Genomic DNA, 26,322 nt, shown 5'->3' with positions numbered 1-26,322 from the left:
CACCGCCACGTCGTTCTGATCCAGCCGGGCAGTCCCCGGCGTGCCGTCGCCTCAGCCGTCGAGGCCGACCGGCGAGTTCGGCCGGTCCACATCGACGAACTCGATGTCGTCGACGGCCCGACCGTCCCGGCTGCCGGCGGCCCGCGCGGCGGTCCCGGCGGCCCAACCGATGGCGGCCCCGACCAGCGCCGCGCTGATCAGCAGCGTCCACGGCAGGGCCGGACGGCGCCCGGCGAGCGCGTCGAAGGCGAGCGTGGCCCGACGCCGGGCCTCGTCCGCCGCCGAGCCCACCAGGTCACCGGCGTCGGAAAGGTGGGTGCCGCCGCGGACCGACCGCGCCGTGTCCCGCACGCTGTCACCGGCGGAACCGACCGCCGAGACCAGCTGCTGCCAGGCCTGGTCGGTGATCCGCTCCGGCTTGCTGCGGCGCTCCAGCAGGTTGCTGCCGAACATGGGTACCTCCTCGGGGTGCCGAAGTCTGCGGCCACTTCGGACGTCGACGTCTGCGGCGCGTCACGGTCGCCTGTCCCGCCAGTGCCCATCCGGGACGCGCCGCAAACCCGGTTCGGACCCTCAGCGGACCATGACCACCGCGACGCCGCGGGCGAAATCGTCGTCGTCGTCATCGTCGTCGTCCCCGCCGCCGCCGAAGCCGCAGGCCAGTACGAGAGCGAGCAGCGCACCGACACCGGCCAGGCCGAGCAGTCTCTTGAGCATCGATCGTTCCTTCCGTCGTGGTGGAACCCTCGCCCGCCGACCCTAGGCGGGTGGGGCAACCTCGGGGGGATCGGCGCGCGCACCGGGGCTCGCCGGGCGGGCCGGGTACGGAAATGACTGGACCGGGCTCGCTACCCTGGGTCGGTTGGAGCGGCCGAACCCGGTCGCTCGTTGGGATGAACGGGACCAGGAAAAAACTCGGGAAGAAGGGTCCGGTCCCTCCGGATCCGCGAATTGCTCATCCCGGGGGGTGGCGACCGAGGCCGTCGGAGGAATACTCTCGGTCGCGGCCCGCGTACTGATGAGGCGCCCGTGGACGGGCGAGTGGAGGTGCTCGCGTGAGCCTGTCGATCGTGAAGTCGGTTCTGCCTGGTGGTGTCATGGAGATCGCTCCGCGAGGGGAGATCGACGTCGACACCGCGTACGAGGTGCGTGAGGCGATCGCCGAGGTGCTCGCGAAAGGCCGTCCGTCCCGGATCGAGCTGAACATGCGACTCGTCACCTTCATCGACTCCGTCGGTATCAGCGCGATGGTCGCCGGGTTCCAGACGGCCGAGGTCAGCGGCGTCAAGCTGGTGGTCACCGAGCCCAGCCGGTTCGTCCACCGGCAGCTCTGGGTCACCGGTCTGCTCGGCCTCTTCGGCGCGCCGGAGCCCTACTTCGCCGGCGCCGCGGCCCCGACCCCCGAGGTCCTCCCCGGCGCCTGACGCCGGCCTGGTGATCCACTCCATGTCGCCGATGTGGCGGTGACCCGCGCCCGCGGACCGCGCCACGTCGCCGGACCGGCGGTCGGCCACCGTCATCTGCACCTGGCCGAAGCCGGCCAGGGTGCCTCGGCGCACGCCGCGCAGCCGCCCGTGCGGCAGGTCCGGGGCGTTGACGTTGAGCACGCTCTCCACCGGCCCGGCGGTCAGCCGGGGCAGCAGGTCCAGCGCCACCCGCGCGGCGGTGTCCCAGTGCCGCTCCGCGTCACGTACCCGAGCGGTGTCCCAGTGGCGCTGCGCGTCACGTACCCGGGCGGCGGCGGAGACCGCGGCGCCGCCGCTGACGGCGGTGGCCTCGCATGCCGCCTGCGATTGCCAGCCCGGCCGTCGTACGGGACGATCGGGCGACCGACGAGGGGTGGAGGGCGGAGTGGTCCGGCGGGAGTCGTTCAGCTACACGGTGCAGGCGCGCTGCTCACGGGCGGACGCGGTGGCGCTGTTGAGCGATCCGGCCCGGCAGGGGGAGCTGCATCCGCTGATCGTCCGGGTGCGCCAGCTGCCGACCCGTCCGGGCGCGCGGGCCAGCTACGCCATCACCGACCGGCTGGAGCTGGGGCCGCTGCGGTTCCCGGTCACCTACCAGGCCGACGTGCTGGTGGTCACCGACGACGAGATCGTCACGGTGGCCCGGCAGCAGCCCGGCACGACGGTGCGCAACCACACCCGGCTCCAGGAGGAGGGCGACGTGCTGCGGATCGACGTGGAGATCACCCTCTCCGCGCCGGCGCCGCTGTTCGGGTACGCGTTCCGGCAGGCCCGCGCCGCGCACCTGGGCCTGGCCAGCCGCCTCGGCGCGGTGCTGGACCGGGAGGCCGACGGCGGCCCGGTCCCGAACTGACGCCCCCGTCAACTCAGCGGCGGCCGACGGGTGTCGCCGCCGTCCGGCGGGGCGGCCGGACGGCCCGGCGGTTGCGGCCCCACGGCTTCCAGGTGGAGATCACGGTCATGGTGACCAGCAGGCCGGTGGAGACGGCCGGGGCGACCACCACGTCGATGCGCTGGTGTGCGGTGGCGTCCGGTCCGGCGGCGGCGCGCAGGTTCGGCGTCAGCGCGAACAGCACCAGGCCGATCATCACCGTGGTGAGCACCAGCTTGACCACCACCCAGCGCCAGCGCAGCAGCCCCCAGGGGGTCAGCAGCGCGCTGGTCACGCCGACCACCCAGACCAGCACGCTCAGCGGCGCGAAGAGCCAGGTCGCCACCAGCGCCGCCGCCGGGTAGACCACGCCCGGGTCGGCGCCGCGCAGCCCGGCGATGCCGAGGGTGAGCAGCACGAGGTCCGCGCCGAGCCAGCCCAGCGCGGTCACCAGGTGCAGGGTGAGCAGGGTCTTGCGGCCGTCGGGGGAGAGTCGGGTCATGCCTCGATGCTCGCCCGGCCGTTGCGCTGCGTCGTGGGCCGGGCGACGACATCCCGGGTACGTCGGCGCGCGTACGGCGGGGCCCGTCCGCCTCGGACGGGCCCCGCCGCCGGTCGGTCAGTAGACCGACAGGTGCACGTGGTTGGTGTGGTCGCTGGACGGGTCCCCGCCGGCCCCGCTGTACGACTTCCACCCGCTGCTGGGCAGCCAGATCTGCCGGTACCAGATCACGTACAGCACCCCGAGCCGGTCGGCGTTGCGGACGTGGTACGCGGCCAGGTTGTTGCCGTACGTCCGGTCGCCGCCGGTCGCGTCGCCGCCGAAGCCGCTCTTCTGCGCGGCGAAGTCGCAGGCCCGGCCCTTGGGGTGCTCGCCCGAGCCGCTGGGGCGGTAGCAGGAGACGTACCGGGTGAAGCCGGCCGCCTGGCTCTGCTTGAGCGCGTTGAGCATGCGCGGGGTGATGCAGCCGTTGGCCGGGGTCGGGTCGTTGACGCTGCACGACTCCGAGGGCCACGACCCGTCGGGGTTGCGCGGCGCCGGCCGGGCGTTGGCGGTGGAGGTGCCGGCGTTGGAGCCGCCCCCGGTGCTGGCGGCGGGCTTGTCCGCGGCGGCCACCGCGAGCGCCCGCTCGGCCTGTTGCTTGCGCTTGGCCATCACCGCGACCTGCTTGCGCTCCTCGACGATCTCCTTGTCGAGCGCGGCCCGGGTGCGGGTGGCGTCGTCGCGGGTCCGGAGCAGGTTGCGCAGCTCCCGGTCCTCGTTGGAGGCGACGGTCTCCAGCGCCGCCGCCCGGTCCAGGAAGCCTTCGGGGCTGGAGCTGCTCAGCAGCGCCGACACCGGCCCGAGCCGCCCGGTCCGGTACGCCACGCCGGCGATCTCGCCGACCTTGCCCTGCCGGACGGTCAGCTCCGACTCGATGGTCTTGAGCTGGTTGCCGAGCTCCTGCTGCCGCTTGGTGGAGCGTTCCAGCGCGGCCTTGGCGTCGATCCAGCCCTTGCTGGCCGCGTCGAGCTGGGCGCGCAGCGCGGGGGTGCCGCCCTCGGGGTCGCCGGGGGCGGCGAGCCGGGTGGCGGGGGGAGCGGCGGTCGCCGGGACCGGCGCGGACGACACCCCGAGGGCGAGCGTCGCGACGACCGCGGCCGCCAGCCGTGCGGTGGTACGTCGTACGTGCATGCACATGTCCTTCCGTCAGCCGCCGACCGGGTTAGCTGACGGGTTCGGGACGGAAGATCCCTACCGCTGACGCGGATGCACCCCACGAACATGGTTCCCCGGCTCGCCCTGGCAGGCGATTAGGCGGCGGCCACCGCCGGCACCGGAGGGTGCCGCCTGGCGGAGGCCGGGACCGAGCCTACCGGTACGGGTGTGACACCCGCCCGTTTCGTGACTGAGGGTACTGGAGTGAATCCTGGTGTAGGTGACACAATGGGACAATAGGTGTCCGATTTCGTCACCACTCGACCTGCCCGCAGGCGCCGGGGGCGGCCCCCGGCTCGATCTGGAGGGTGGCGTGCTCGATGTGGAAGTCCTCGTGCAGGGCGGTGCGGGCGGCGGCCAGCACCGTGCCGACCTCGGCGCCGGGGACCATGGTGAGGTGGGCGGAGGCGACCTCCATGCCGGAGGTGAGCGTCCAGACGTGCAGGTCGTGCACCTCGGCGACGCCGGGGACGGCGGTCAGCCGGTCGTGCACGGCGGTCACCTGCAGGTGCTCCGGGGCGGCCTGGACCAGGATGCGCACCGCGGCGCGGCCGAGTCGCCAGGTGCGGGGGAGGATGAACAGGCCGATCGCGACCGCCACCGCCGGGTCGGCCCACCACCAGCCGGTGCCGGCGATGAGCAGCGCGGCCCCGATCACGCCCAGCGAGCCGAGCAGATCGCCGAGCACCTCCAGGTACGCCCCGCGCAGGTTGATGCTCTCCTGCGCCCCGGGACGCAGCAGCGCGAACGCGACGAGGTTGGCCAGCAGGCCGAGCACCGCCACCGCCAGCATCGGCCCGGTCCGCACCTCCGGCGGGTCGCCGAACCGGCGGACCGCCTCGATCAGCACGTAGATGGCCACCCCGCTGAGCAGGACGGCGTTGGCGAGCGCGGCCAGCACCTCGAGCCGGTAGAGCCCGAAGGTGCGCTGCGGGTCCCGGTCGCCGTGCCGGGTGGCGGTGATGGCGGCCAGCGCCATGCCGATGCCGAGCACGTCGGTGAACATGTGCCCGGCGTCGGAGAGCAGGGCCAGCGAGCCGGTGCCGAACGCGGCGACGGCCTCGACCACCATCAGCGTGGCGAGCAGCGCGAAGGCCGCCCAGAGTCGCCCCCGGTGGCGGTGCGCCGCGTTCGTGACCGACCCGTGGTGGTCATGACCTGCGCCCACGCCCACACCTTCCGTCGCCCCGGCGGCCCGAACCCAATCTATGCTCACATCGCTATGTATGCAACTAACCCCGCACGCCTTCCCCCACCTTCAAAGAACGAGTGGCCGCCGCGCCCGGTACAGCCACTCATTCTCGGAACGTGCCCGACCCCTGGGGCGGGGTCAGGGGGTGGGGTCGATGGTGGTGAGGCGTTGGGTGGCGCGGGAGAGGGCGACGTAGAGGGTGCGCACGCCCGAGCCGGGGTCGGCCCGGATCTCGCTCGGGGCGATGAGCACGACGCCGTCGTACTCCATGCCCTTGGCCTGGAGGCTGGTCACCACCTGGAGCCGGGAGCCGCCGCGGCCGCCCAGCCAGCCGGCCACCTCGTCGCGGCGCGGCACCGGCGTGATCACGCCGACGGTGCCCTCCACCTCGGTGAGCAGCGCGTCCACGGCCTGCACGGTCGCCGCCGGCAGCCGGTCGGCGGCGACGGTCAGCGCGACCGGCTCCACGCCGGTGGAGCGGACCGCCGTCGGCAGCTTCAGGTCGGGGTAGAGCCGGCGGATCTCCGCCGCCGCCACCGCGAAGATCTCCGCCGAGTTGCGGTAGTTCGTGGTCAGCGCGAAGCGGTGCCGCCGGCGCCGGCCGAGCGCCTGGTCCCGCGCCCGGTCCAGCTCCTGCGGGTCACCCGTCCAGGCGGTCTGCGCCGGGTCGCCCACCACCGTCCAGGAGGCGAGCCGGCCGCGCCGCCCGATCATCCGCCACTGCATCGGCGAGACGTCCTGCGACTCGTCCACCACCACGTGCGCGTAGTCGCGGTAGTCCTCCGGACGTTCCCGGGCCGCCGCCCGGGCGGCCCGCTGCCGGTCGGCGAACGTGCTCAGCTCGCGGACGCCGCCGGCCAGCTGGTACGGGTCGCGCTTGGCCCGGGCCGGCCGCACCGGCTTGCCCAGCAGCGCGTCCAGCTCGTCGAGCAGGGCGATGTCGGCCACCGTCAGCCCCTGCGCGTCCAGCGCCCGGTACGCCTCGACCAGCAGCGCGGTCTCCGCCCGGGACAGGATGCCGCCGGCGTAGCGGCGCAGCCGCTCCGGCCGGGCCAGCCAGCCCAGCACGTGCCGCGGGTGCAGCCGGGGCCACCACGCCTTGAGGAACTCGCGGAACTCCGGCCGGTCGATGATCTCGTCCTCGAAGGCGCGCTGCTCCGGCAGCCGGGTGACGGCCAGCCGGCGGGCCTGGGCGTACAGCGCCGCGAGGACCGCATCGAAGGCGACCCGCCGGACCTCGTTGCGCCGCCCGCCCCGGGACAGCGCCCGGTCCCGGACGCCGTCCAGCTCGCGGCGCTCCAGCCGGAGCAGCTCGCCCCGGTAGAGCAGGCGCAGCTCGTCCGGCCCGCCCGGCACCGCGTCGCGCACCGCGCGCTCCAGCACCTTGCGGATCCGCAGCGAGCCCTTCACCGCCGCCACCTCCGGCGGGTCGGTCCTGGTCGCCGACATGCCCGGGAAGAGCGAGCCCAGCGAGTGCAGCGTGGCGGTCTCCTCGCCGAGCGAGGGCAGCACCGAGGCGATGTACTCCACGAAGACCGAGGACGGGCCGACCACCAGGATGCCGCCGCCGGCGTACCGGCTGCGGTCGGAATAGAGCAGGTACGCGGCCCGGTGCAGCGCGACCGCCGTCTTGCCGGTGCCCGGGCCGCCGGAGACGATGGTGACCCCGGAGCCGGGGGAGCGGATCGCCTCGTCCTGCTCCCGCTGGATGGTCGCCACGATGTCGCGCATCCCCCGGCCGGTCGCCCGGGACAGGGTCGCCAGCAGGGCCCCGTCGCCGACCACCGTCATCTCGGCCGGCGCCGACTCCGGGTCGAGCAGGTCGTCCTCGATCCGGGTGACCTTCTCGGCCGACGACTGGATGGTGCGCCGCCGCACCACGCCCAGCGGCTCGGCCGGGGTCGCCTGGTAGAACGCGGCGGCGGCCGGGGCACGCCAGTCCACGACCAGCGTCTCGGCGTTCTCGCCCCGCACGCCGAGCCGCCCCACGTGCAGCACCTGGCCGGTCCGCAGGTCGAGCCGGCCGAAGACCAGCCCCTCGTGCTCGGCGTCCAGCACGTACCGTCGCTGCGCGGCGTGGAACACCATCGCGTCCCGCTCGACCAGCGCGCCGAAGTTGCCCACCCGGGCCAGCCGGTAGCCCTCCTTCTCGGCCTGCGCCGCCGAGCGGCGCAGTTCGGCCAGGCGGGCGTACACCCGGTCGAGATGCCGCTGCTCGGCGGCGATCTCCTGTTCCAGGGTGGTCTGGTCGGTCAACGTGACGGCTCCTGTGCGACGGCGGCGGCCGGGCGCGGGCGCACGCCAGGCGGAATGAGGGTACGGGCAGCCTGCCACCCCCCTTCGGGGCCATGCCGCGTCCCGCGACCTCCGCCACCCTCCACGGGCCGCTCAGCCGGCCGGAATCGGCTCCGTCGCGCCCGTCGTCGTCGGCCCGGTCCGGCCGATCTCCGTGGCGCCGATCTCGATCGCGTCGATCTCCGGCGCCTCGGCCAGCACCCGGTCCAGCACCCCGGCCAGCGCGGCGTTCACCTCGTCCGGCCGCTCCATCATCAGCATGTGCCCGGCGCCGGGGCACACGGTCAGCTCGGTCACCGGCAGCGCGGCGGCGATCGACTCCGCGCAGGGCGGCGGGGTGAGCCGGTCCCGGTCGCCGACCAGCGCCGCCGCCGGCAGGTGGGCCAGCTCGGCCAGCGTCTCCAGCCGGTGCTGGGCGCCGATCGAGGCGCGGAACCCGCCGATCGAGCGCAGCGAGGCGCGGGCCACCGCCGAGGTGACCAGGCGGATGTCGGACGGGTCGCAGCGGTCGCCGAAGAGCATCCAGCGGATGCTCGGCCGCAGCGCGCGCAGCAGCGCCCGTGGCGGGCGCCAGGAACCGCAGCGGGCCAGCACCCCGGCGCCGGTGGTCTCGGCGATCCGGATCAGCCGGGCGATGCGCGGCGACAGCCCGTAGACCGTGTGCGTGTGCCCCTCGGCGGTGGTCGAGACGAAGACCAGCCCGGCGGTCCGGGCGGCGAAGTGCTCGGGGTGGCGGTGGGCGTACTCCATCACCGTCATCCCGCCCATCGAGTGGCCGACCAGCACGACCCTGCCGGTCGGGGCCACCGCGTCGACCACCGCGGCGAGGTCGTCGCCGAGCTGGGCCAGGGTCGCCGTGCGCAGGGCCATGCAGCTGGACCGGCCGTGCCCGCGGGCGTCGTAGGTCACCACCCGGACCCGCCGGCCGAAGCGGGCCGTCAGGTCGGCGACCTGCCGGTGCCAGGCCCGCCCGTCCAGCGTCCAGCCGTGCAGCATGATCACGGTGACCTCGGCGTCCGCCGGCCCGGTCACCTCCACGTGCAGGCGCACGTCGTCGGGAAGCCGTACCTGCTGCTGCTCCGGCATCGTGACCTCCCCCGGGCCGTCCGGTCCTCTCGCACCGGGTTAACCCGGCGGTAACACCGGCTACCCGTCATGACACCACGCCAACCGTGGTGGTGAGAAGATTCGCATCCCGCCCCGCGAGGCCGGATCCGTGAGCAGGCTGGGGGACATGACCGGTTCGAGCGCGGGAGCGGCGCGGACGCCCCGGGCCGCGCTGGCCGAGCTGCTGACCGGCAACCGCCGCTTCGTCAGCGGGCAGCCGGTGCACGGCCACGACGTCACCGCCGCCGCGGCCGTCGCCTCCGGCGACCAGCAGCCGTACGCGGTGCTGCTCGGCTGCATCGACTCGCGGGTGCCGCTGGAGGCGATCTTCGACCAGACCTTCGGGTCGATCTGCGTGATCCGCACCGGCGCGCACGTGCTGGACCGGGCGGTCTGCGGCTCCATCGAGTACGTGGTGGGCCAGCTCGGGGTGCCGCTGGTGATGGTGCTCGGCCACGAGCGGTGCGGGGCGGTCGCCTCGGCGGTGGACACCCTGCGCACCGGGGAGCGGCCGGGCGGCTCGCTGGCGTACCTGGTGGACCAGATCGCCCCGGCGGTGACCGAGGTGGGGGCGGACGACCCGCGGGCACACCCGATGGCGGTACGCCGGCACGTGCTGCGCACGGTGGCCACCCTGCGCGCCGACGACCTGCTCACCGGGCCGGTCGCCGAGGGCCGGGTGGACGTGGTCGGCGCGGTCTACGACCTGGCCACCGGCGAGGTCACCCTCCTCGACCGCTGACCGGCCCGCCGACGCCGGCCCCGATCCCGGCCCCGGTCCCGGCCCCGGTCCCGGCCCCGGCCCCGGCCCCGGTCCCGGCCCCGGTCCCGGCCCCGGTCCCGGCCTCGGTCCCGGCCCCGATCCCGGCCTCGGTCCCGGCCCCGATCCCGGCCTCGGTCCCGGCAAGATCCACGCGAAATGCGGCGGGTCGCGGTATCCCGGCGGCGGGACACCGCGACACGCCGCAAACCGGGGCCAGGGCCGGGGCCGGGGCCGCGGCGGCGGCGGCGCCGGAGGCGTACCCGGGACAGACGGAACCGCCCGCCGGGGTGACCCGACGGGCGGTTCCAGGTGGCGCTTGGGGGGAGGGCTCAGCCCTCGAAGACGCCGGCCTCGACGAGGCGCTTCTCGGTCTTGTCCCAGCCGTCGCCCGGGTGGGTGGCGGCGAGGTTGTTGATCTCGGCGCGGATCTTGGCGGCGTGGCCGGCGGCGGCCAGCACCCGGATCTCCTCGACGAAGGCGTCCGAGTCGGTGCGCAGGTGCACGGTCTTGCCGTTGGTCAGGTTCCGCACGTAGGCGTGCTTGCCGCCGTTGAGCGGGATGAGGTACTTGAACTCGCCCAGCACGCTGAGGGCGCCACCCTGGCCAGCCTGGCCGGCCCGGACTGACGCGCGCGCGGTCTTAGAGGTGTTGCTCGCCACGGAGGTACTCCTTGCAAGACGTACGGGAGGACGGAAAACGTCCGGGGGCTGAATGCGGGAGACGCCCGGATGAGCCTCGGCCCGCGAAGATGTACGACGGCGCAGAACCGCCCAGAGAACTGTACACGAACACGATGCCTGGTCGGCCACCGTGCCTGTCCGGAGAGCACAACCGGGTCACCGGTCCGGGTATTTCCCCCCGCCGAATTTTCCGATTCGCTGGCGCACCATCCGTCACAGCGTCATCATGTGTTGCAGGAACCACTCGGGTTGTCGAGGTCGTAGGGGAAGACGCACCTCGGTCTCCGGGAGGTCACCGTGCCAACGCGTGGCGTCGTATACGTCCACTCGACCCCGCTCGCCGTGTGCTCGCACGTCGAGTGGGCGATCGCGCGCGTCCTCGCCGCGCCGGTCAACCTGCAGTGGACGGGCCAGCCCGTCGATCCCGGCGCCCGCCGGGCCGAGTGCGGGTGGACCGGTCGCCCGGGGACGGGCGCCGAACTGGCTGCTGCCCTCCGGCAGTGGCCCATGATCCGTTTCGAGGTCACCGAGGAGCCCAGTCCGGGCGCCGACGGCGAGCGCTTCATGTACGTCCCCGGCCGTGGCCTGTTCCGCGCCACCGTCGGCGCGGCCGGCGACATCCAGCTCGGCGAGGACCGGCTGCGCAGCATCATGGCGACCGCCCGCGCCCCGGAGGCGCTCGCGCACGCCCTGGACAAGGCGCTCGGCACCGCCTGGGACGCCGAGCTGGAGCCCTACCGGTACGCCGGGGACGGTGCCCCGGTGACGCTGCTCACCCGGGTCGGCTGAGCCGGCGGCGCAGCCGGACACCCGGTCGGGGACCGGCACACCCCACCGGCCGGCCGCCCGGCTCCGGTTGCCGCCACGAGTCGGCAGCGGGTTTGATGGGCCGCGTGCCGACCTCACCGCGACGTGCCGGCGTCGCCCTCGCCGCCCTGACCGCGCTGCTCGTCTCCGGCTGCTCGGCGGAGCCGGAACGCCCGCGCCCGGCGCCGAGCCCGTCGGCCTCCGCCGCCCCCGGTCCGACCGGCACCCCGGCGGCCGACCCGGCCGCCCGGGCCGCCGCGCTGGTCGGCACGCTCGCCGACGAGGACCTGGTCGGCCAGGTGCTGATGCCCTACGCGTACGGCAGCTCCGCCACCGACGTCACCGCCGCCTCGGCGGCCGGCAACCGCGCCCTCGCCGGGGTCGACACCCCCGCCGAGATGGTCGCGAAGTACCGCCTCGGCGGGGTGATCCTGGTCGGCTTCAGCGCCGACGACCCGACCTCCGGCAACCAGGCCACCACCAACGTCGACAACCCGGCCCAGGTGCGCGACCTCACCACCGGGCTGCGCGCCGCCGCGGCGAAGCTCCCCGCCGGGGCGGCGCCCTTCCTGATCGGCACCGACCAGGAGTACGGCGTGGTGACCCGGATCACCGACGGGGTGACCACCCTGCCCAGCGCGCTGGCCGCCGGGGCGGCCGACGACCCGGCGCTGACCGAGGCCGCCTGGCGGGCCGCCGGTGCCGAGCTGGCCGCGATGGGGATCAACCTGGACTTCGCCCCGGTCGCCGACGTGCTGGCCACCCGCAGCACGGTGATCGGCTCCCGCTCCTTCGGCGCCGACCCGAAGCGGGCGTCCGCCCAGGTCGCCGGCGCGGTGAAGGGCCTGCAGAGCGCCGGCGTCGCGGCCAGCGTCAAGCACTTCCCGGGCCACGGGCTCAGCGCCGCCGACTCGCACAAGGACCTGCCGGTGATCGGACAGCCGCGCCAGGAACTCGACGCCACCGCGTTCCCGCCGTTCACCGCCGGCATCGACGCCGGGGCGATGGCGGTGATGTCGGCCCACCTCGACGTCAAGGCGGTCGACCCGGGCACCCCGGCCACCTTCTCCCGCAAGCTCCTCACCGACGTGCTGCGCGGGCAGCTCGGCTTCCGGGGCGTGGTGATCACCGACGGGATGAACATGGCGCCGGCCAAGCGCTGGGCGCCGGGCGAGGCCGCGGTCCGGGCGCTGCTGGCCGGCAACGACCTGATCCTGATGACGCCGCACGTCGGCCAGGCGTACGACGGGCTGCTGGCCGCGCTGCGCGACGGGTCGCTGCCCCGGACCCGGCTGGTCGAGGCGGCCACCCGGGTGCTGACCATGAAGTTCCAGCTCGCCGACCGGCCCGCCCCGGCGATGTCCACGCTGAACAGCGCCGAGCACCGCAAGGCGGCGCAGGACCTCGCGGCGGCGGCGGTGACCGTGCTGCGCGGCGCCTGCAGCGCCCCGGTCCGCGGCCCGGTGACCGTCACCTCCTCCGCCGGCCGGGACCACACCCGGGCCGCGCTGACCGAGGCGCTCACCGCGGCCGGGGTGCCGGTGGCGCCGAGCGGCGGCACCAAGGTGCACCTGGTCGGCTACGGCGACGGCGCGGACGACCTGAGCGCCGACGCGGCGGTGACGGTGGCCATGGACACCCCGTACGTGCTGGAGAAGGCGAAGTCGCCGACCCTGCTGGCCACCTACTCCTCCAGCCGTACCTCGATGACCGCCCTCGCCGAGGTGCTCGCCGGCCGGCAGCGGCCGGGTGGCCGGGCGCCGGTGCGGGTGCCGGGGCTGCCGGCCACCACCTGCGCGGCCTGAGGTCCCCCCGCGACCGGCCCGGACGGTCCCCGTCCGGCTGATAGCGTGCGGTGGTCCACCAGGGGAAAGACGCGCGGGAGGGGCGAGCGCCGTGACGCGACCGGAGCCGGCCCTCTCGGTGGTGGTGCCGATGTTCGACGAGGTGAGCGTCCTGCCGCTGTTCGCCCGGCGGCTGCGCGCGGTCCTCGACGGCCTCGGCGAGGCGTACGAGGTGGTGGCCGTCGACGACGGCAGCACCGACGGCACCGGGGCCGGGCTGGCCGCGCTGCGCGCCGGCTGGCCCCAGCTGCGGGTGCTGCGGCTGCGCCGCAACAGCGGCCACCAGGCGGCCCTGGTCGCCGGGGTGCTCCGGGCCCGCGGCCGGTACGTGGTCAGCATCGACGCCGACCTCCAGGACCCGCCGGAGACGATCGTCGAGATGCTCCGCCTCGCTCGCGCCGACGACCTCGACATCGTCTACGGCGTCCGGGCCGACCGCCGCACCGACAGCGCGTTCAAGCGGTGGACCGCGGCCGGCTACTACCGGCTGATGCGCCGCCTGGTCGGCAAGCAGGTGCCCGCCCAGGCCGGCGACTTCCGGCTGCTCAGCCGCGCCGCCGTCGAGGCGCTGCGGGAGCTGCCCGAGCGCAGCCCGGTGCTGCGGCTGGTGGTGCCCTGGCTCGGCTTCCCCAGCGGCGAGGTCAGCTACCAGCGCGACGAGCGGGCCGCCGGGCGGACGAAGTACCCGCTGTCCCGGATGGCCGGGCTGGCCGCCGAGAGCGTCACCAGCTTCTCCGCCGCGCCGCTGCGCTTCGCCACCTGGCTCGGGCTGGCCGGGGTGGCGGTCTGCGGGGTGCTGGTGGTGGTGGCCGTCCTGGCCTGGCTGGCCGGGTCCACCGTCTCCGGCTGGCCCTCGCTCTACGTGGCGGTGCTCTTCCTCGGTGCCGTGCAGCTGCTCTGCCTCGGCCTGCTCGGCGAGTACGTGGCCCGGATCTACACCGCCGTGCAGGGCCGGCCGGCGTACTTCGTCGCCGCCGACAGCGCCGACAGCGCCGACAGCGCCGACAGCGCCGACAGCGCCGACAGCGCCAGCGGTCCGGCGGCCGAAGTGGACGCCGCCGCCGGCCCGGCGGGCGCGGGCGAGCTGGCCGACAGCCTGCGGTGACCGCCCTCGCCACCGGCGACGCCGCCCGCGCCGCCGCCGCGCCGCACCGCCGGCCGGCCCCGGCCCGCTTCGCGCCGGCCCTGTCCGGGTACGCCTTCGTCGCGGTCACCCTGCTCGCCGCCGGCACTCCCGCGGCGGACCTGATCCGCTACACGCTCTACGCCGCGCTCGCCGTGGCGCTGCCCGGCACGCTGCTCTGGCGCACGCTGCGCCGCCGGCCGCACACCCTGGTCGAGGACGTGGCGATGGGCAGCGCTCTCGGGCTGGTGCTGGAGCTGGCCGCCTGGGCCGCCTGCACCGCCGCCGGCCTGCCGGGCTGGCTGCGGCTCTGGCCGGTGGCGGTGCTGCTGCCGTACGCTGCCGTGCCCCGGCTGCGCCGGCACTGGCGGGCCGGTGCGACGACCCCGGTGCCGACCGGCTGGGCCTGGTCGCTCGCCGGGGTGGTCGCCGGGTTCACCCTCTACCTCAGCGAGTCGTTCCTGCGGGTCAACCCGGTGCTGCCCACCGACGAGGGGCAGGCCCAGTACATCGACCTGGCGTTCCAGCTCTCGCTGGCCGGCGCGGCCACCCACCAGGTGCCCCCGGAGGTCCCCCAGGTGGCCGGCGAGCCGCTGCACTACCACTGGTTCGGCTTCGCCCACCTCGCGGCGGCCAGCCTGGTCAGCGGCGTCGACCTGCCCACCGTCTTCTTCCGGCTCGCCGTGCCGGCGCTCTGCGCGCTCGCCGCCGTGCTGGTCGCGGTGGTCGGCTGGCGGGTCACCGGCCGGCCGTACGCCGGGGTGGTCGCCGCGGGGCTGATGTTCACCGTCGGGGAGTTCGGCTTCGAGAACGGGCTGCGGCAGCTCTTCGGCAGCCAGGTCACCTTCATCGTCTGGGGCAGCCCGTCGATGACGTACAGCTGGGTGCTGCTGCTGCCGCTGATCGCCGTGCTGGCCGAGATCGTCGGCCGGGCCCGGGGCAGCACCGTCCCGCCGGTGGGCCGGGGCGCCTGGGTGCTGGCGGTCCTGCTGCTCGCCGCCTCCACCGGGGCCAAGGCCAGCTCGGTGCCGGTGGTGCTGGCCGCGCTGGCGTTCACCGTCGCGGTGATGCTGGTGACCCGGCGGCGGCCGCCCCGGCCGGTGCTCGTCGCGGCGGCGCTGGCCCTGGCGGCGCAGGTGTTCGCCACCGCCGTCCTCTTCGCCTTCGAGAGCCACGGCGTGACCGTGGAGCCCTTCTCCGGGCTGCGCCCGTACGTCGGCGAGGGGCACTCCGGCCCGGTGACCGCGCTGCTCTGGGCCGGGGTCCTGGTCGCCTTCCTGCTCAACCTCCAGCTCCGCCTCGCCGGCGTGGTGCCGCTGCTGGGGCTGCGCCGGTGGCGGCTGGAGCCGGCGCAGGTCTTCCTGCTCGGCGGGGCGCTGGCCGGTCCGGCGGTCTACCTGCTGCTCGCCCACCCGGGCAGCAGCAACCAGTACTTCACCCGGACCGGCTTCGCCTTCGGGGTGCTGCTGTCCGGCTGGGGCTTCGTCGAGCTGCTGGACCGGGCCGCGCTCACGACCCGGGGACGGGTGCTGCTCGGCGGGGGCGCGGCCGGCCTCGCGCTGGCGCTGACCGCGTACCAGCTGCGCTTCCCGGCGACCGTGCCGCCCGACCGGCCGTACGCCGCGGTGCTGCCGCTGCTCTGCTGGGCGGCGGCCCTGCTGGGGGCGGTCGTCCTGGTGGCCCTGCTCTGGCCGGGGCTGGCCGACCGGTGGCCCGGGCTGGCCGGCCGGGGACCGCTGGTGCTGCTCACCGCCGTGCTGGTGGCCGGCGCGCCGGGCCTGGTGCTCGACGCGGCGGCCGCCCGGTACTTCACCAACGGCGGCGCGTACGCGGTGGAGCGGATGCCGGCCTCCCGGGTGCAGGCGGCCCGCTGGGTGCGCGCGCACAGCGCGCCGGAGGACGTGCTGGCCACCAACGTGCACTGCCGAGTGGTGGTGAGCGGCTGGTGCGACGCCCGCTCGTTCTGGCTCAGCGGCTACGCCGAGCGGCCGGTGCTGGTGGAGGGCTGGGCGTTCGCGCCCCGGATGGTGGGCCGGCCCGAGGGCCCGTACGCCCCGTTCTGGGACGCCGAGCGGCTGCGCGCCAACGACGCCGCGTTCACCGCGCCCACCGCCGCCGGCCTGGCCGAGCTGCGCGACCGGTACGGCGTGCGCTGGCTGGTGGTCGACCGCACGGTCGGCCCGGAGTCCCCGGACCTGGCCGAGCTGGCCGACCTGCGCCACGAGAACGCGCGGATGGCCGTCTACCGCCTGCGTTGACGCCCGGCCCGCCACCGGCGGGCCGGGCGCCCGGCGGTCACTTCGGCAGGTTGGTGCTCGACTTGGCCAGCTGGTACGCCGGCAGCATCGCGGTGAACTCCTCGTCGTCCGCCCCGCCGAGGGTGAGAAGGATCTTGCCGTAGAGGCTGGAGACCAGGATCGCCCGCTTCCGTCCGTCGTCACCGGTCCAGGTCGCCTCGAACGAGTCCAGCGGGCCGGCCTTGGTGCGCCGGTACTGCCGCTCCTCGGCCGTGCCGTAGTCGTCGATGAACTTGTCCAGGGTGATCTGCGGCGTCCGGGGCGTCGCCCCCTCGACCCGCCAGACCCGCAGGAAGCCGATGTGCCCGGCCGGCTTCGCGTCGATCTCGCAGAGCGGCACCGCCGGTCCGATCCGGAAGTCCTTGCCGGAGGTGACCGCCTTGACCTTCCACTTCGGCGGCACCGAGAAGGTGATCGGCAGCGGGCAGGTGCTGCCCTCCGGGCCGACCGTGGTGCCGGCGGCGGCCGGGGCGACCTCGTCGTACCAGGGTGGACCGGCCGCGATCGGCGAGGCGGTCGGGGTGGCCGACGGCGACGGCGACGGCGCCACGGCGGGCTCCTTCGCGTCCTCGGCGCAGCCGGTCGCCACGGTCAGGGTGAGCGCGGCCAGTACGGCCACCCGTCGGATCATCTGTCACGTCCCCCGTCGGATCTCGTGCCGTCGACGCGACGGCCGGGAGATGCTAGCCGACGGGACGCGCTCGCGGGGGCCGCCGACTCAGGCCGGGCGGTGGGCGCGCAGCATCAGCGAGACCCCGGGCAGCGACCGCACCGGCAGGTACCGCTCGGCGGTGACGACCGTGCGCAGCCCCAGGTTGACCAGCGGGTGCAGGTCGCCCAGGTCGCTGCCGGTGGAGGTGCGGCGCCGCCAGGCGGCGACCGGGCGGAGCAGCACGTTCCAGCTCCACAGCTCGTCGATCACCAGGCCGGCTTTCTCCACCACCGCCCGCAGCGACTCCCGGTCGTAGCGGCGGACGTGCCCGACCGCCACGTCGTGGGCCGACCAGAGCGCCATGTCGCAGGGCACCGCGATCAGGGCCGTCCCGCCGGGGCGCAGCGTGCGGCGGATCTCGGCGGCGGCCAGGTGGTCCTCGTCGAAGTGTTCGAGGATGTCGAAGGCGACCACCAGGCCGAGGCTCGCCGAACCGACGGGCAGGCACCGGGCGTCGGCCCGGATCACGTCGAGCCCGCGCTCCCGGGCCACCCCGGCGCCGTCGGCGCTGTACTCCAGGGCCAGCGGGCGCCACCCGTGCGCCCGGAGCACCCGGGTGTTGCCGCCGCCGGCCGCGCCGACGTCCAGCGCCCGCCCGGGGCGTGTCCCGGCGGCGGCCAGCCGGCGCAGCGACCGGGCCAGCAGGGCACGCCGCTCGCGGTACCACCAGTGGGTGTCCTCGAGCGCGGCGAGCTTGCGGATCTCCGTCGCTTCCACGGCGTGCTCCTCGCGGGGTCGGCGGCCCTCACCCTAGCCGCCCGGATGGCTGCCGGCCGGTCGGTGACGTGATCGACTCCGTTCCGGCGACATGGCGGTGTCCTGCTCGCGGCGATGCCGCCGGTCCGGCGACACGGAGTCGATCAACGCAGGGGAGTGCGAGCCGGACCCGGGGCGCGAGCCGGACTGAAGGCGGTCAGGGCCCGCACCCGGAAAGGCGCGGACCCTGACTGGTACGACCGGTGCTACAGCGGGATGTTGCCGTGCGCGCCCCGTGCGGCGGGGGCCCCGGCGAGCGCCTCGGCGATCCGGCGCCGGGTCTCCTCCGGCTTGATCACGTCGTCCACCACGCCGATCTCCAGCGCCCGGTTCACCCCGCCGGCGACCCGGGTCTGCTCCTCGATCAGTTGCGCGCGCAGCGTCTCGCGCTCCTCCGCCGGGGCGGCGGCGAGCTTCTTGCGGTGCAGGATGTTGACCGCCGCGCTGGCGCCCATCACCGCGACCTCCGCGTTCGGCCAGGCGAAGACCGCGGTCGCGCCGAGCGAGCGGGAGTTCATCGCGATGTACGCCCCGCCGTACGCCTTGCGGGTCACCAGCGTCACCCGCGGCACCACCGCCTCGGCGAAGGCGTGCAGCAGCTTCGCCCCGCGCCGGACCACGCCGTCCCACTCCTGGCCCAGGCCGGGCAGGTAACCGGGCACGTCGACCAGCACGATCAGCGGCACCCCGAGCGAGTCGCACATCCGCACGAAGCGGGCCGCCTTCTCGGCGCTGGACGCGTCGAGGCAGCCACCCAGCCGCAGCGGGTTGTTGGCGATCACGCCGACCGTCCGGCCGGCGAACCGGCCGAGCGTGGTGACCACGTTCGGCGCCCACTTGGCGTGCAGCTCCACGCCGGGGGCGTCCAGCAGCGCCTTGACCACCGGCTTGACGTCGTACGCCCGGTTGGTCTCGGCCGGCATCTTCGCCATCAGGTCGTGCCCGTCCTCGACGCCGGTCGCCACGTCGTCGGGGGAGAGCCGGCCCTGGCGGCCGAGCAGCGCGGCGAGCTTGCGTGACTCGACCATCGCCGCCTCGTCGTCGGCGCAGGTTACGTGCACCACGCCGGAGCGCCGGCCGTGCGGCTCGGGGCCGCCGAGCCGCTCCATGTCGACCTGCTCGCCGGTGACGCTGCGGACCACCTCGGGCCCGGTGACGAAGATCCGCCCGGCGCCGCTCATCACCACGATGTCGGTCAGCGCCGGCCCGTACGCCGCGCCACCGGCCGCCGGACCGAGCACCACCGAGATCTGCGGCACCCGGCCGGAGGCGCGCACCATGGCGGCGAAGACCTGCCCGACGGCGTCGAGCGCGACCACGCCCTCGGCCAGCCGGGCGCCGCCGGAGTGCCAGAGGCCGAGCACCGGCACCCGCTCCCGGACGGCGGTGTCGATCGCGTCGACGATGTGCCGGCACCCCTCGGTGCCCATCGCGCCGCCCATCTTCGTGGCGTCCGTGGCGTACGCGATCGCCGGCGTGCCGTCGACCTCACCCCGCGCCCAGAGGACGCCGGAGGTGTCCCGGGGGGCCAGCAGGCGCAGCGAACCGGCGTCGAACAGGGCCCGGAGGCGCAGCTCCGGATCCCGGTAGTCCACGGTGGATGTGTCCGCACCAACGGCGGTGGTGGTCACGTGAGCCTCCAAGGCTGTGGTCTCAGGCCCGCGTGAAGACGAGAGCCACGTTGTGTCCGCCGAAGCCGAACGAGTTGTTCAACGCGGCGGGGATGTCCATGTGGCGCGCCTTGTTGGCGGCCACCTCCAGAGTGAGGCCGTCGTCCGGGTCATCGAGGTTGATCGTCGGGGGTACGACACCGTCGCGGATCGCCAGGATGGTGGCGATCGACTCCAGCGCGCCCGCCGCACCCAGCAGGTGACCGGTCATGGACTTGGTGGCGGTCAGCACCGGGTGGTCGCCGAGCGCTTCGTGCAGCGCCTTGATCTCGGCGATGTCCCCGACCGGGGTCGAGGTGGCGTGCGCGTTGACGTGCACGATGTCGGACTTCGCCACGTCCGCGTCGGCGATCGCCTTGGCGATGGCCCGGATCGCGCCCGCACCGTCCGGGTGCGGCTGGACGATGTCGTAGCCGTCGGAGGTGATGCCCGAACCGGCCAGCCGCGCGTACACCCGGGCGCCCCGGGCGGCCGCGTGCTCGGCCCGCTCCAGCACCAGGATGCCGGCGCCCTCGCCGAGCACGAACCCGTCGCGGCCCTTGTCCCAGGGGCGGGAGGCCTGCTCCGGCTCGTCGTTGCGCGTCGACATGGCCCGCATCGAGCTGAAGCCGGCGATCGGCAGCTGGTGGATGACCGCCTCGGTGCCGCCGGCCACCACCACGTCGGCCCGGCCGGCACGGATCATGTCCATGCCGAGCGCGATGGCCTCCGCGCCGGTCGCGCAGGCGCTGGCCACCGAGTGGACGCCCGCCCGGGCGCCCAGCTCCAGCCCCACCCAGGCGGCGGGGCCGTTGGGCATCAGCATCGGGATGGTGTGCGGGGAGACCCGGCGCGGGCCGGACGCCTCCAGGATGTCGTCCTGGGCGAGCAGGGTCAGCGCGCCGCCGATGCCGGAGCCGACGCTGACGCCCAGCCGGTCCGGGTCGGGCCCGGAGTCGGCCAGGCCGGCGTCCGCCCAGGCCTGCTGCGCCGCGATGATCGCGATCGCCTCGGAACGGTCGAGCCGGCGGAGCTTGACCCGGTCCAGCAGGGCGGCCGGGTCGACCGCCAGCTGGGCCGCGATCCGGACCGGCAGCTGCCCGGCCCACTCCTGGGTGAGCGCACTCACCCCGGAGCGGCCGGCGAGCATGGCGTCCCAGGTCGACGCGACGTCCCCGCCCAGCGGGGTGGTCGCGCCGAGCCCGGTGACGACGACGTCGATGCGACTCATGATCAGGACTGCGCCGCGATGTAGGTGACGGCGTCGCCGACGGTCTTGAGGTTCTGCACCTCGTTGTCCGGGATCTTGACGCCGAACTTCTCCTCGGCCGCCACCACGACCTCCACCATGGAGAGCGAGTCGACGTCGAGGTCGTCGGTGAAGGACTTCCCCTCGGCCACGTCGTCCGGGTTCACCCCGGCAACCTCTTCGAGGATCTCGGCGAGGCCGGTGGTGATCTCGTCACGGGTCATTTCGGTTGGTTCCTCTCATCGGGGGTTACTCGGCGGCCGACGACGTGTCGACCGCCGCTCCTCGGCGCTGGCGCGCCGGAGGGGGTCTCAGGGGCAGCGGACGACCTGACCGGCGTAGGTCAGGCCGCCGCCGAAGCCGAACAGCAGCACCGGGGCGCCCGAGGGCACCTCGCGCCGTTCGATCAGCTTGGACAGGGCCAGCGGCACGCTCGCCGCCGAGGTGTTGCCGGACTCGACGATGTCCTTCGCGATGATCGCCTGCGGGATGTTCAGCCGCTTCGCGATGCCGTCGATGATCCGCGCGTTGGCCTGGTGCGGCACGAACGCGGCCAGCTCCGACGGGTCGACCCCGGCCCGCTCGCAGGCCTGCAGGGCGAGCGGCGCCAGCGCGGTGGTGGCCCAGCGGAAGACCGCCTGACCCTCCTGCGCGATGTACGGGCGCCAGCCCTCGATGCGTACCGCGTCGCTCTTCTCCGGCACCGAGCCCCAGACCACCGGGCCGACCCCGGCCGGCTCGCCCTCGGCGGCGGCGGTGACCACCGCGGCCCCGGCGCCGTCGCCGAAGATGATGCAGGTGGAGCGGTCGGTCCAGTCGGTGAAGTCGGAGAGCTTCTCCGCGCCGACGACGATCGCGTTGCGCGCCGCCCCGGCCCGGATCGCGTGGTCCACGGTGCCGAGGGCGTACGCGAAGCCGGAGCAGGCGGTGTTGATGTCGTACGCGCCCGGGGCGGCGATGCCCAGCTTGGCGGCGACCCGGCAGGCCACGTTCGGGCTGCGGTCGACCGACGTGCAGGTGGCCACGACGACCAGGTCGATGTCGGCGGCGGTGAGGCCGGAGTTGGCCAGCGCCTTGCCGGCGGCGGCGGTCGCCATGTCGGCCACCGTCTCCCCGTCGGCGATCCGCCGGGTGACGATGCCGACCCGGTCCCGGATCCACTCGTCGTTGGTGTCCACCAGCTGGGCGATGTCGTCGTTGGTGACGACGCGGGAGGGCTGGTAGTGGCCCATCGCGAGGATCCGACTGCCGGTCATACCTGGCCTCCGATGCGGGCGAGGGGTTGGCCCGGCGCGACCGGGTCGTCGTGGTGGGCGAGCCACTCGGTGAGCAGGCCGCTGTCGTGCGCGGTCACCTCGACCGGCCCCTGCCGGGTCGCGATGTGGCCGATCACCTGGCCGGTGCGCAGGTCGGCGCCCTCGGCGAGGTCGGCGGTCGGTTCGAAGGTCCCGGCGGCGGGGGAGACCACCACCCGGAACTGGACCACCGGCTCGTGGCCGCGCAGCCCGCTGTGCCGGGCGATCAGGTCGCGCGCGGCCGGCAGGTCGTCGGGGGTGTTGAGGGTGACGATCTCGGGTCCGCCGGTGGCCTTCAGCTCCCGCTTGATCAGCCCGGCCAGGGTGCCGGCCGGGGGCAGCTCGACCACGCCGGTGACGCCGAGGTCGGCCAGGGTGCGCATGCAGAGGTCCCAGCGGACCGGGGCGGTGACCTGGCGGACCAGCCGCTGCACCATTTCCCGGCCGTGGTTGACCGCCGAACCGTCGAGGTTGGACAGCAGGATCCGGGACGGCTCGGCCGGGGTGATCCCGGCGGCCACGCCGGCCAGCGCTGCCTCGGCCGGCGCCATGTACGGGGTGTGGAACGCGCCGGCGACCTTGAGTCGGGTGATCCGGGCCTTCGCGGGCGGCTCGGCGGCGAGCTTGTCCAGCGCGTCGAGCGCCCCGGCGGCGACGATCTGGCCGGCGCCGTTGCGGTTGGCCGGGTGCAGCCCGTGCGCCGTGATCGCGGCGAGCACCTCGTCCGGGTCGCCGCCGAGCACGGCGGCCATCCCGGTGGGTTCCAGGGCGCAGGCGGCGGCCATCTCCCGGCCGCGTACCCCGGCGAGGGTGATCGCCGCCTCGGCCGGGAGCACCCCGGCGAGGGCGGCGGCGCCGAGCTCGCCGACGCTGTGGCCGGCGGTGACCGCGACGTCGTACATCGGCAGCTGCTCGGCGGCGAGCAGGGCCGCCGCGACCAGCAGCGGCTGCGTCCGGGCGGTGTCCTTGATCTCGTCGGCGTCGGCCTGGGTGCCGAGGTGCACCAGGTCGACCCCGGCGAGCGCGGACCACCACCGCAGGCGGGCCTCGGTGCCGGGCAGGTCGAGCCAGGGAGTCAGGAAGCCGGGTTTCTGGGAACCCTGGCCGGGAGAGAGTACGGCGAGCACGTCTATGACTCTCCTGGATACCTCCGGGTAGCGCTGTGTCGGCACCGACCAAACCGCACTAGAACCTTTGGAGGGATCCTACAAAAATCAACGGCGGTCATCACCCGTCTGTGATGTTTTCCTGACCCCTGGGGTCATTGTCTGGGTCGGGACGGCAGTGACCGCCGGGACGACCGGGTCGAGCCGCCCGACGGTCAGCGCCACCTGGAGGGCGAACGCGTCCCGGGGCGACAGCGGCGAGAAGCCGGTCACCTCGGCGATCCGGCGCAGCCGGTAGCGGACCGTGTTCGGGTGCACGAACAGCGACCGGGCCGCGCTCTCCAGCGTCCCGCCCGCGGTGAAGAAGGCGTCCAGGGTCTCCAGCAGCTCGCCGCCGGCGCGCACCAGCGCCGCGTACACGTCGTGTCGCAGCCGCCGGCGGGCCTCGGCGTCGCCGGCCAGGGCCCGCTCGGGCAGCAGCTCCGCCGCCGACACCGGGCGCGGCGCGGTCGGCCAGGCCGGCGCGGCGCGGAACCCGGCGAGCGCCGCCCGCGCCGACTCCGTCGCCTCGTCCAGGCTGGGTACGGCCGGCCCCACCACCACCGGCCCCTCGCCGAACGCGGGCAGCAGCTTCTCGGTGGCGGCCACCGGGTCCGCCGCCCCGCCGAGCACGATGACCAGCCGGTCGCCGTGTACGCCGCCGATCACCTCCACGCCGATCCGGCGGGCCTGCCGGTAGACGGTGTGCAGCACGGCGGCCACCTCCCCGCCGGGGGAGCGGCCCACCGCCACCGCCACCGGCGGCGCGTCCGACCAGCCCAGCGCCGCCGCCCGGCTGGCCAGCACGTCGGGGGAGTCGCCGCGCAGCAGCGCGTCGACCAGCAGCGCCTGGAGCCGGGCGTCCCACGACCCGCGGGACTCGGCGGCCCGGGCGTACACCCGGGCGGCGGCGAAGGCGATCTCCCGGGAGAACCGCAGCACCGCCTCGCGCAGCTGCTGCTCCTCGCCCGGGGCGGCCAGGTGCGACACCTGCTCCTCGACGACGTCGATGGTCACCTTGATCAGCGCCACCGTCTGCTGGAGGCTGATCGAGCGCGCGAGGGCCTCCGGCGCGGTGGCGAAGACCTCGTCGGAGACCTCCTGGGTGCTGTCCGCGCTGCCGCCGCCCGAGCGCAGCCACTGCACCAGGGACCGGGCCCCGGCCTGGGCCACCAGCATGACCCAGGAGCGCTGGTCGGCCGGGAGCTCGCGGAACCAGGGCAGGCTCTCGTCCATCCGGGCCACGCTGGCGGTGGCCAACGCCCCCGCCGCCCGTTCGATCCGGCGGAGCGTGGCCGACAGCTCCATCCCGCCCGGCTCGCTCACCGGTCCAGCCTGACACGTGCTGACCTGGCCATCCACGCCGGGCGGTCACTGTGGCGCGGTCAGCCCCAGCTCCTGGGCCAGGATGGCCGCCTGCACCCGGCTGCGCAGCTCCAGTTTCGCCAGGATCCGGCTCACGTGGGTCTTGGTGGTGCTTTCCGCCATCGCCAGCCGCTGCGCGATCTGCTGGTTGGACAGCCCGGCACCGAGGCAGGCGAGCACGTCGCGCTCCCGGGGGGTCAGGGCCGCCACCGCCGACCGGGCGGCCGGCGGCGCGGCCGGAGCGCTCCGGGCGAACGCCGTGATCAGCCGCCGGGTGACCGCCGGGGCGATGATTCCCTCGCCCCGCGCGACGGTCCGCACCGCCGCCACCAGCCCCGCCGCGTCGGTGTCCTTGAGCAGGAAGCCCGCCGCGCCGGCCCGCAGCGCGGCGAAGACGTACTCGTCGAGGTCGAAGGTGGTGAGCACCAGCACGTCGGCCAGCCCGTCGGCGACGATCTCCCGGGTGGCGGAGATCCCGTCCAGCCGGGGCATCCGGACGTCCAGCACGGCCACGTCCGGGCGCAGGTCGCGGCAGAGCCGTACCGCCTCCTCGCCGTCCCCCGCCTCGCCGACCACCTCGATCTCCGGGGCGCTCGCCAGGATCAGCGTCAGCCCGGCCCGCACCGCCGCCTGGTCGTCGGCGAGCACGACCCGCACCCCGGCGGTCACCCGGACGCCCCGGTGGGCAGGGCGGCCACCACCCGCCACCGCCCGTCGTGCGGCCCGGCGGAGAACCGCCCGTCCAGCAGCGCCGCCCGTTCCCGCATGCCGACCAGTCCGGCGCCCGCGCCCGGCAGCCGCCCGTTCCCGCCGCCGCCGATCGGGTTCTCCACCGTCACCACCACCTCCGCCGGCTCGTACGCCACGCTGAGCTCCGCCGCGCCCGCGCCGTGCCGTAGGGCGTTGGTCAACGACTCCTGCACGATCCGGTACGCCGCCAGGTCGACCCCGACCGGCAGCGGCCGGGGTGTCCCGGTGACGGTGGCGCGCACCGCCAGCCCGGCCCCCGCCACCCGCTCGATCAGCCGGTCCAGCTCGTCGAGGCGTACCCGGGTCGGGCCCTCGGCCGGGTCCTCGCCGGCCGGGCCCCGCAGCAGGCCGATCAGCTGGCGCATCTCGGCCATGCCCTGCACGCTGCTCTCCCGGATCACCCGCAGCGCCGCGTCCACCCGGTCGGAGTCCAGCCCGGGCGCGGAGAGCACCGCGGTGGCGTGCAGGGCCACCGCGCTGAGGTGGTTGGCCACCACGTCGTGCAGTTCCCGGGCCATCCGCGTCCGCTCGGCGAGCACCGCCTGCCGGCGGTCCAGTTCGGCCAGCCGGGCGGTCTGCTCGGCCCGGGCCCGCTCGGCCGCCGCCTGGTCGCGGTACTGGCGCACGCTGACCCCGGTGAGCACGGGCAGCACGCCGGCCAGCACGAACGGCACCCCGGCGGCGACGCCGCGCCAACCCCACAGCAGCGCGCCGACCGCCGCGCCGGCCACGCTCAGCCCGACCGCGGCCCCCAGCAGCCACCGCCACAGCCGGGGCGGGCCGTACACGCAGGCGTCGTAGAGCACCTGGGTGTAGATCAGGGCGGTGCCCAGCGACACCCCGAGCGCCGTGTCGGCCAGCACCGCGCCGGTGCCGAGGGCCAGGCTGGTCCGGGGAGCCGCCCGGCGCAGCCCGACCGCCACGCAGATCACCGCCAGCGGCGCCAGGAACAGCGCCTCCGGCACCGGCGGCTGCCAGGGGAACTGGGGCTGGAACCCGACGCCGTAGAGGACCAGGCCACCGGCGAGCGAGGCCCCGGCCAGCGCCAGGTCGCGCCCGGGCGTGCCGGAGTCGATCCAGGCCGGCGTCCGCATGACCCGATCCCACCACACCCCGCGCCGCCCGCCCTCCGCCTGCGGGAGGAGCCCGCCCGCCGACGTCTCCGCCGAAGGAGGTACCCGGCCGGCGCCGTCCCGCCAGGTCCGTCGAAGGATGGACCCGCATCTCGTTCCCGCCGTCGAGGCGGCGCCGTCCCGG

General features: G+C 75.2%; 25 protein-coding genes and 1 riboswitch. Of the genes, 7 read left to right on the top strand and 18 right to left on the bottom strand.

Annotated features, from left to right (window positions below; all coding sequences use genetic code 11):
• Positions 1–51: 51 nt before the first annotated feature.
• Positions 52–453, bottom strand: coding sequence for a hypothetical protein (locus tag ACTMTB_RS13890; protein WP_441145623.1), 402 nt, complete (start codon positions 451–453; stop codon positions 52–54).
• Positions 454–573: 120 nt separating this feature from the next.
• Positions 574–717 carry a hypothetical protein gene (locus ACTMTB_RS13885; RefSeq protein ID WP_280837992.1) on the bottom strand — a complete coding sequence of 48 codons (144 nt, stop codon included), beginning with the start codon at positions 715–717 and terminating at the stop codon, positions 574–576.
• A 338-nt stretch (positions 718–1,055) separates the two neighbouring features.
• Between ACTMTB_RS13885 and ACTMTB_RS13880 the strand changes: the two genes are divergently transcribed.
• Together ACTMTB_RS13880 and ACTMTB_RS13875 are read left to right on the top strand one after the other, a co-directional pair.
• Positions 1,056–1,424 carry an STAS domain-containing protein gene (locus tag ACTMTB_RS13880; RefSeq protein ID WP_154942627.1) on the top strand — a complete coding sequence of 123 codons (369 nt, stop codon included), beginning with the start codon at positions 1,056–1,058 and terminating at the stop codon, positions 1,422–1,424.
• A gap of 427 nt (positions 1,425–1,851) precedes the next feature.
• Positions 1,852–2,319 carry an SRPBCC family protein gene (locus ACTMTB_RS13875; RefSeq protein ID WP_441145621.1) on the top strand — a complete coding sequence of 156 codons (468 nt, stop codon included), beginning with the start codon at positions 1,852–1,854 and terminating at the stop codon, positions 2,317–2,319.
• A gap of 13 nt (positions 2,320–2,332) precedes the next feature.
• Here the strand turns inward: ACTMTB_RS13875 and ACTMTB_RS13870 are convergent, their stop codons facing one another.
• The 5 genes from ACTMTB_RS13870 to ACTMTB_RS13850 form a co-directional block, all read right to left on the bottom strand.
• Positions 2,333–2,839: a hypothetical protein gene (locus ACTMTB_RS13870; RefSeq protein ID WP_441145619.1), complete on the bottom strand. Its 507-nt coding sequence runs from the start codon at positions 2,837–2,839 to the stop codon at positions 2,333–2,335.
• Positions 2,840–2,956: 117 nt separating this feature from the next.
• The gene (locus ACTMTB_RS13865) at positions 2,957–4,012 is read right to left on the bottom strand and encodes a coiled-coil domain-containing protein (RefSeq protein WP_441145617.1); all 1,056 of its coding nucleotides are present in this window, start codon (positions 4,010–4,012) and stop codon (positions 2,957–2,959) included.
• A gap of 4 nt (positions 4,013–4,016) precedes the next feature.
• Positions 4,017–4,148, bottom strand: a riboswitch (cyclic di-AMP (ydaO/yuaA leader).
• A 141-nt stretch (positions 4,149–4,289) separates the two neighbouring features.
• Entirely contained in the window at positions 4,290–5,204 is a 915-nt protein-coding gene (locus tag ACTMTB_RS13860) for a cation diffusion facilitator family transporter (protein ID WP_441145615.1), read from the bottom strand.
• Positions 5,205–5,366: 162 nt separating this feature from the next.
• Positions 5,367–7,484, bottom strand: a complete 2,118-nt coding sequence (locus ACTMTB_RS13855; protein WP_441145613.1) for a HelD family protein — start codon at positions 7,482–7,484, stop codon at positions 5,367–5,369.
• Positions 7,485–7,616: 132 nt separating this feature from the next.
• Positions 7,617–8,609 (bottom strand): alpha/beta fold hydrolase, encoded by a 993-nt coding sequence (locus ACTMTB_RS13850; protein WP_441145611.1) that lies wholly within the window; start codon positions 8,607–8,609, stop codon positions 7,617–7,619.
• A 148-nt stretch (positions 8,610–8,757) separates the two neighbouring features.
• Between ACTMTB_RS13850 and ACTMTB_RS13845 the strand changes: the two genes are divergently transcribed.
• Positions 8,758–9,372: a carbonic anhydrase gene (locus tag ACTMTB_RS13845; RefSeq protein WP_357608601.1), complete on the top strand. Its 615-nt coding sequence runs from the start codon at positions 8,758–8,760 to the stop codon at positions 9,370–9,372.
• 350 nt (positions 9,373–9,722) lie between these two features.
• Here ACTMTB_RS13845 and ACTMTB_RS13840 read toward each other — a convergent pair whose 3' ends face one another.
• Positions 9,723–10,052: a hypothetical protein gene (locus ACTMTB_RS13840; RefSeq protein WP_441145609.1), complete on the bottom strand. Its 330-nt coding sequence runs from the start codon at positions 10,050–10,052 to the stop codon at positions 9,723–9,725.
• A 318-nt stretch (positions 10,053–10,370) separates the two neighbouring features.
• Here ACTMTB_RS13840 and ACTMTB_RS13835 point away from each other — a divergent pair, with 318 nt between their 5' ends.
• The 4 genes from ACTMTB_RS13835 (at position 10,371) to ACTMTB_RS13820 (ending at position 16,105) form a co-directional block, all read left to right on the top strand.
• Positions 10,371–10,862 carry a DUF3145 domain-containing protein gene (locus tag ACTMTB_RS13835; protein WP_088960915.1) on the top strand — a complete coding sequence of 164 codons (492 nt, stop codon included), beginning with the start codon at positions 10,371–10,373 and terminating at the stop codon, positions 10,860–10,862.
• Between the two features lie 95 nt (positions 10,863–10,957).
• The gene (locus ACTMTB_RS13830; protein ID WP_441145606.1) at positions 10,958–12,685 is read left to right on the top strand and encodes a glycoside hydrolase family 3 protein; all 1,728 of its coding nucleotides are present in this window, start codon (positions 10,958–10,960) and stop codon (positions 12,683–12,685) included.
• 91 nt (positions 12,686–12,776) lie between these two features.
• Complete coding sequence (locus ACTMTB_RS13825; protein ID WP_441145604.1) at positions 12,777–13,829, top strand: glycosyltransferase family 2 protein; 1,053 nt, start codon at positions 12,777–12,779, stop codon at positions 13,827–13,829.
• A complete protein-coding gene (locus ACTMTB_RS13820) occupies positions 13,826–16,105 on the top strand; it encodes a hypothetical protein (RefSeq protein WP_441145602.1) in 2,280 nt (759 codons plus the stop codon). Before ACTMTB_RS13825 ends, ACTMTB_RS13820 begins: the two co-directional genes overlap by 4 nt.
• Before the next feature lie 37 nt (positions 16,106–16,142).
• On the opposite strand, the gene ACTMTB_RS13815 is transcribed toward ACTMTB_RS13820, so the two are convergent.
• From ACTMTB_RS13815 to ACTMTB_RS13770, 10 genes are all read right to left on the bottom strand, one after another.
• Positions 16,143–16,775, bottom strand: a complete 633-nt coding sequence (locus ACTMTB_RS13815; protein ID WP_441145600.1) for a lipoprotein — start codon at positions 16,773–16,775, stop codon at positions 16,143–16,145.
• Between the two features lie 87 nt (positions 16,776–16,862).
• The gene (locus tag ACTMTB_RS13810; protein WP_441145598.1) at positions 16,863–17,573 is read right to left on the bottom strand and encodes a class I SAM-dependent methyltransferase; all 711 of its coding nucleotides are present in this window, start codon (positions 17,571–17,573) and stop codon (positions 16,863–16,865) included.
• Positions 17,574–17,818: 245 nt separating this feature from the next.
• Complete coding sequence (locus ACTMTB_RS13805) at positions 17,819–19,243, bottom strand: acyl-CoA carboxylase subunit beta (RefSeq protein WP_441145596.1); 1,425 nt, start codon at positions 19,241–19,243, stop codon at positions 17,819–17,821.
• Positions 19,244–19,265: 22 nt separating this feature from the next.
• Complete coding sequence (fabF, locus tag ACTMTB_RS13800) at positions 19,266–20,492, bottom strand: beta-ketoacyl-ACP synthase II (protein WP_441145594.1); 1,227 nt, start codon at positions 20,490–20,492, stop codon at positions 19,266–19,268.
• Between the two features lie 2 nt (positions 20,493–20,494).
• On the bottom strand, positions 20,495–20,734 hold the full coding sequence (locus ACTMTB_RS13795; RefSeq protein ID WP_074313380.1) for an acyl carrier protein: 240 nt from the start codon (positions 20,732–20,734) through the stop codon (positions 20,495–20,497).
• Between the two features lie 87 nt (positions 20,735–20,821).
• Positions 20,822–21,766, bottom strand: a complete 945-nt coding sequence (locus ACTMTB_RS13790) for a beta-ketoacyl-ACP synthase III (protein WP_179801228.1) — start codon at positions 21,764–21,766, stop codon at positions 20,822–20,824.
• On the bottom strand, positions 21,763–22,932 hold the full coding sequence (locus ACTMTB_RS13785) for an acyltransferase domain-containing protein (protein WP_441145591.1): 1,170 nt from the start codon (positions 22,930–22,932) through the stop codon (positions 21,763–21,765). The genes ACTMTB_RS13790 and ACTMTB_RS13785 overlap by 4 nt, the downstream gene beginning before the upstream one ends.
• Before the next feature lie 87 nt (positions 22,933–23,019).
• Complete coding sequence (locus ACTMTB_RS13780) at positions 23,020–24,258, bottom strand: PucR family transcriptional regulator (RefSeq protein WP_246158556.1); 1,239 nt, start codon at positions 24,256–24,258, stop codon at positions 23,020–23,022.
• A gap of 63 nt (positions 24,259–24,321) precedes the next feature.
• Positions 24,322–24,984 carry a response regulator gene (locus tag ACTMTB_RS13775; RefSeq protein WP_441145589.1) on the bottom strand — a complete coding sequence of 221 codons (663 nt, stop codon included), beginning with the start codon at positions 24,982–24,984 and terminating at the stop codon, positions 24,322–24,324.
• The gene (locus ACTMTB_RS13770; protein ID WP_441145587.1) at positions 24,981–26,159 is read right to left on the bottom strand and encodes a sensor histidine kinase; all 1,179 of its coding nucleotides are present in this window, start codon (positions 26,157–26,159) and stop codon (positions 24,981–24,983) included. Before ACTMTB_RS13770 ends, ACTMTB_RS13775 begins: the two co-directional genes overlap by 4 nt.
• Positions 26,160–26,322 lie beyond the last annotated feature (163 nt).

This window comes from Micromonospora sp. L32, from assembly GCF_052068055.1.
GTDB lineage: Bacteria > Actinomycetota > Actinomycetes > Mycobacteriales > Micromonosporaceae > Micromonospora > Micromonospora purpureochromogenes.
This window is presented reverse-complemented; position numbering and strand designations above follow the sequence as displayed.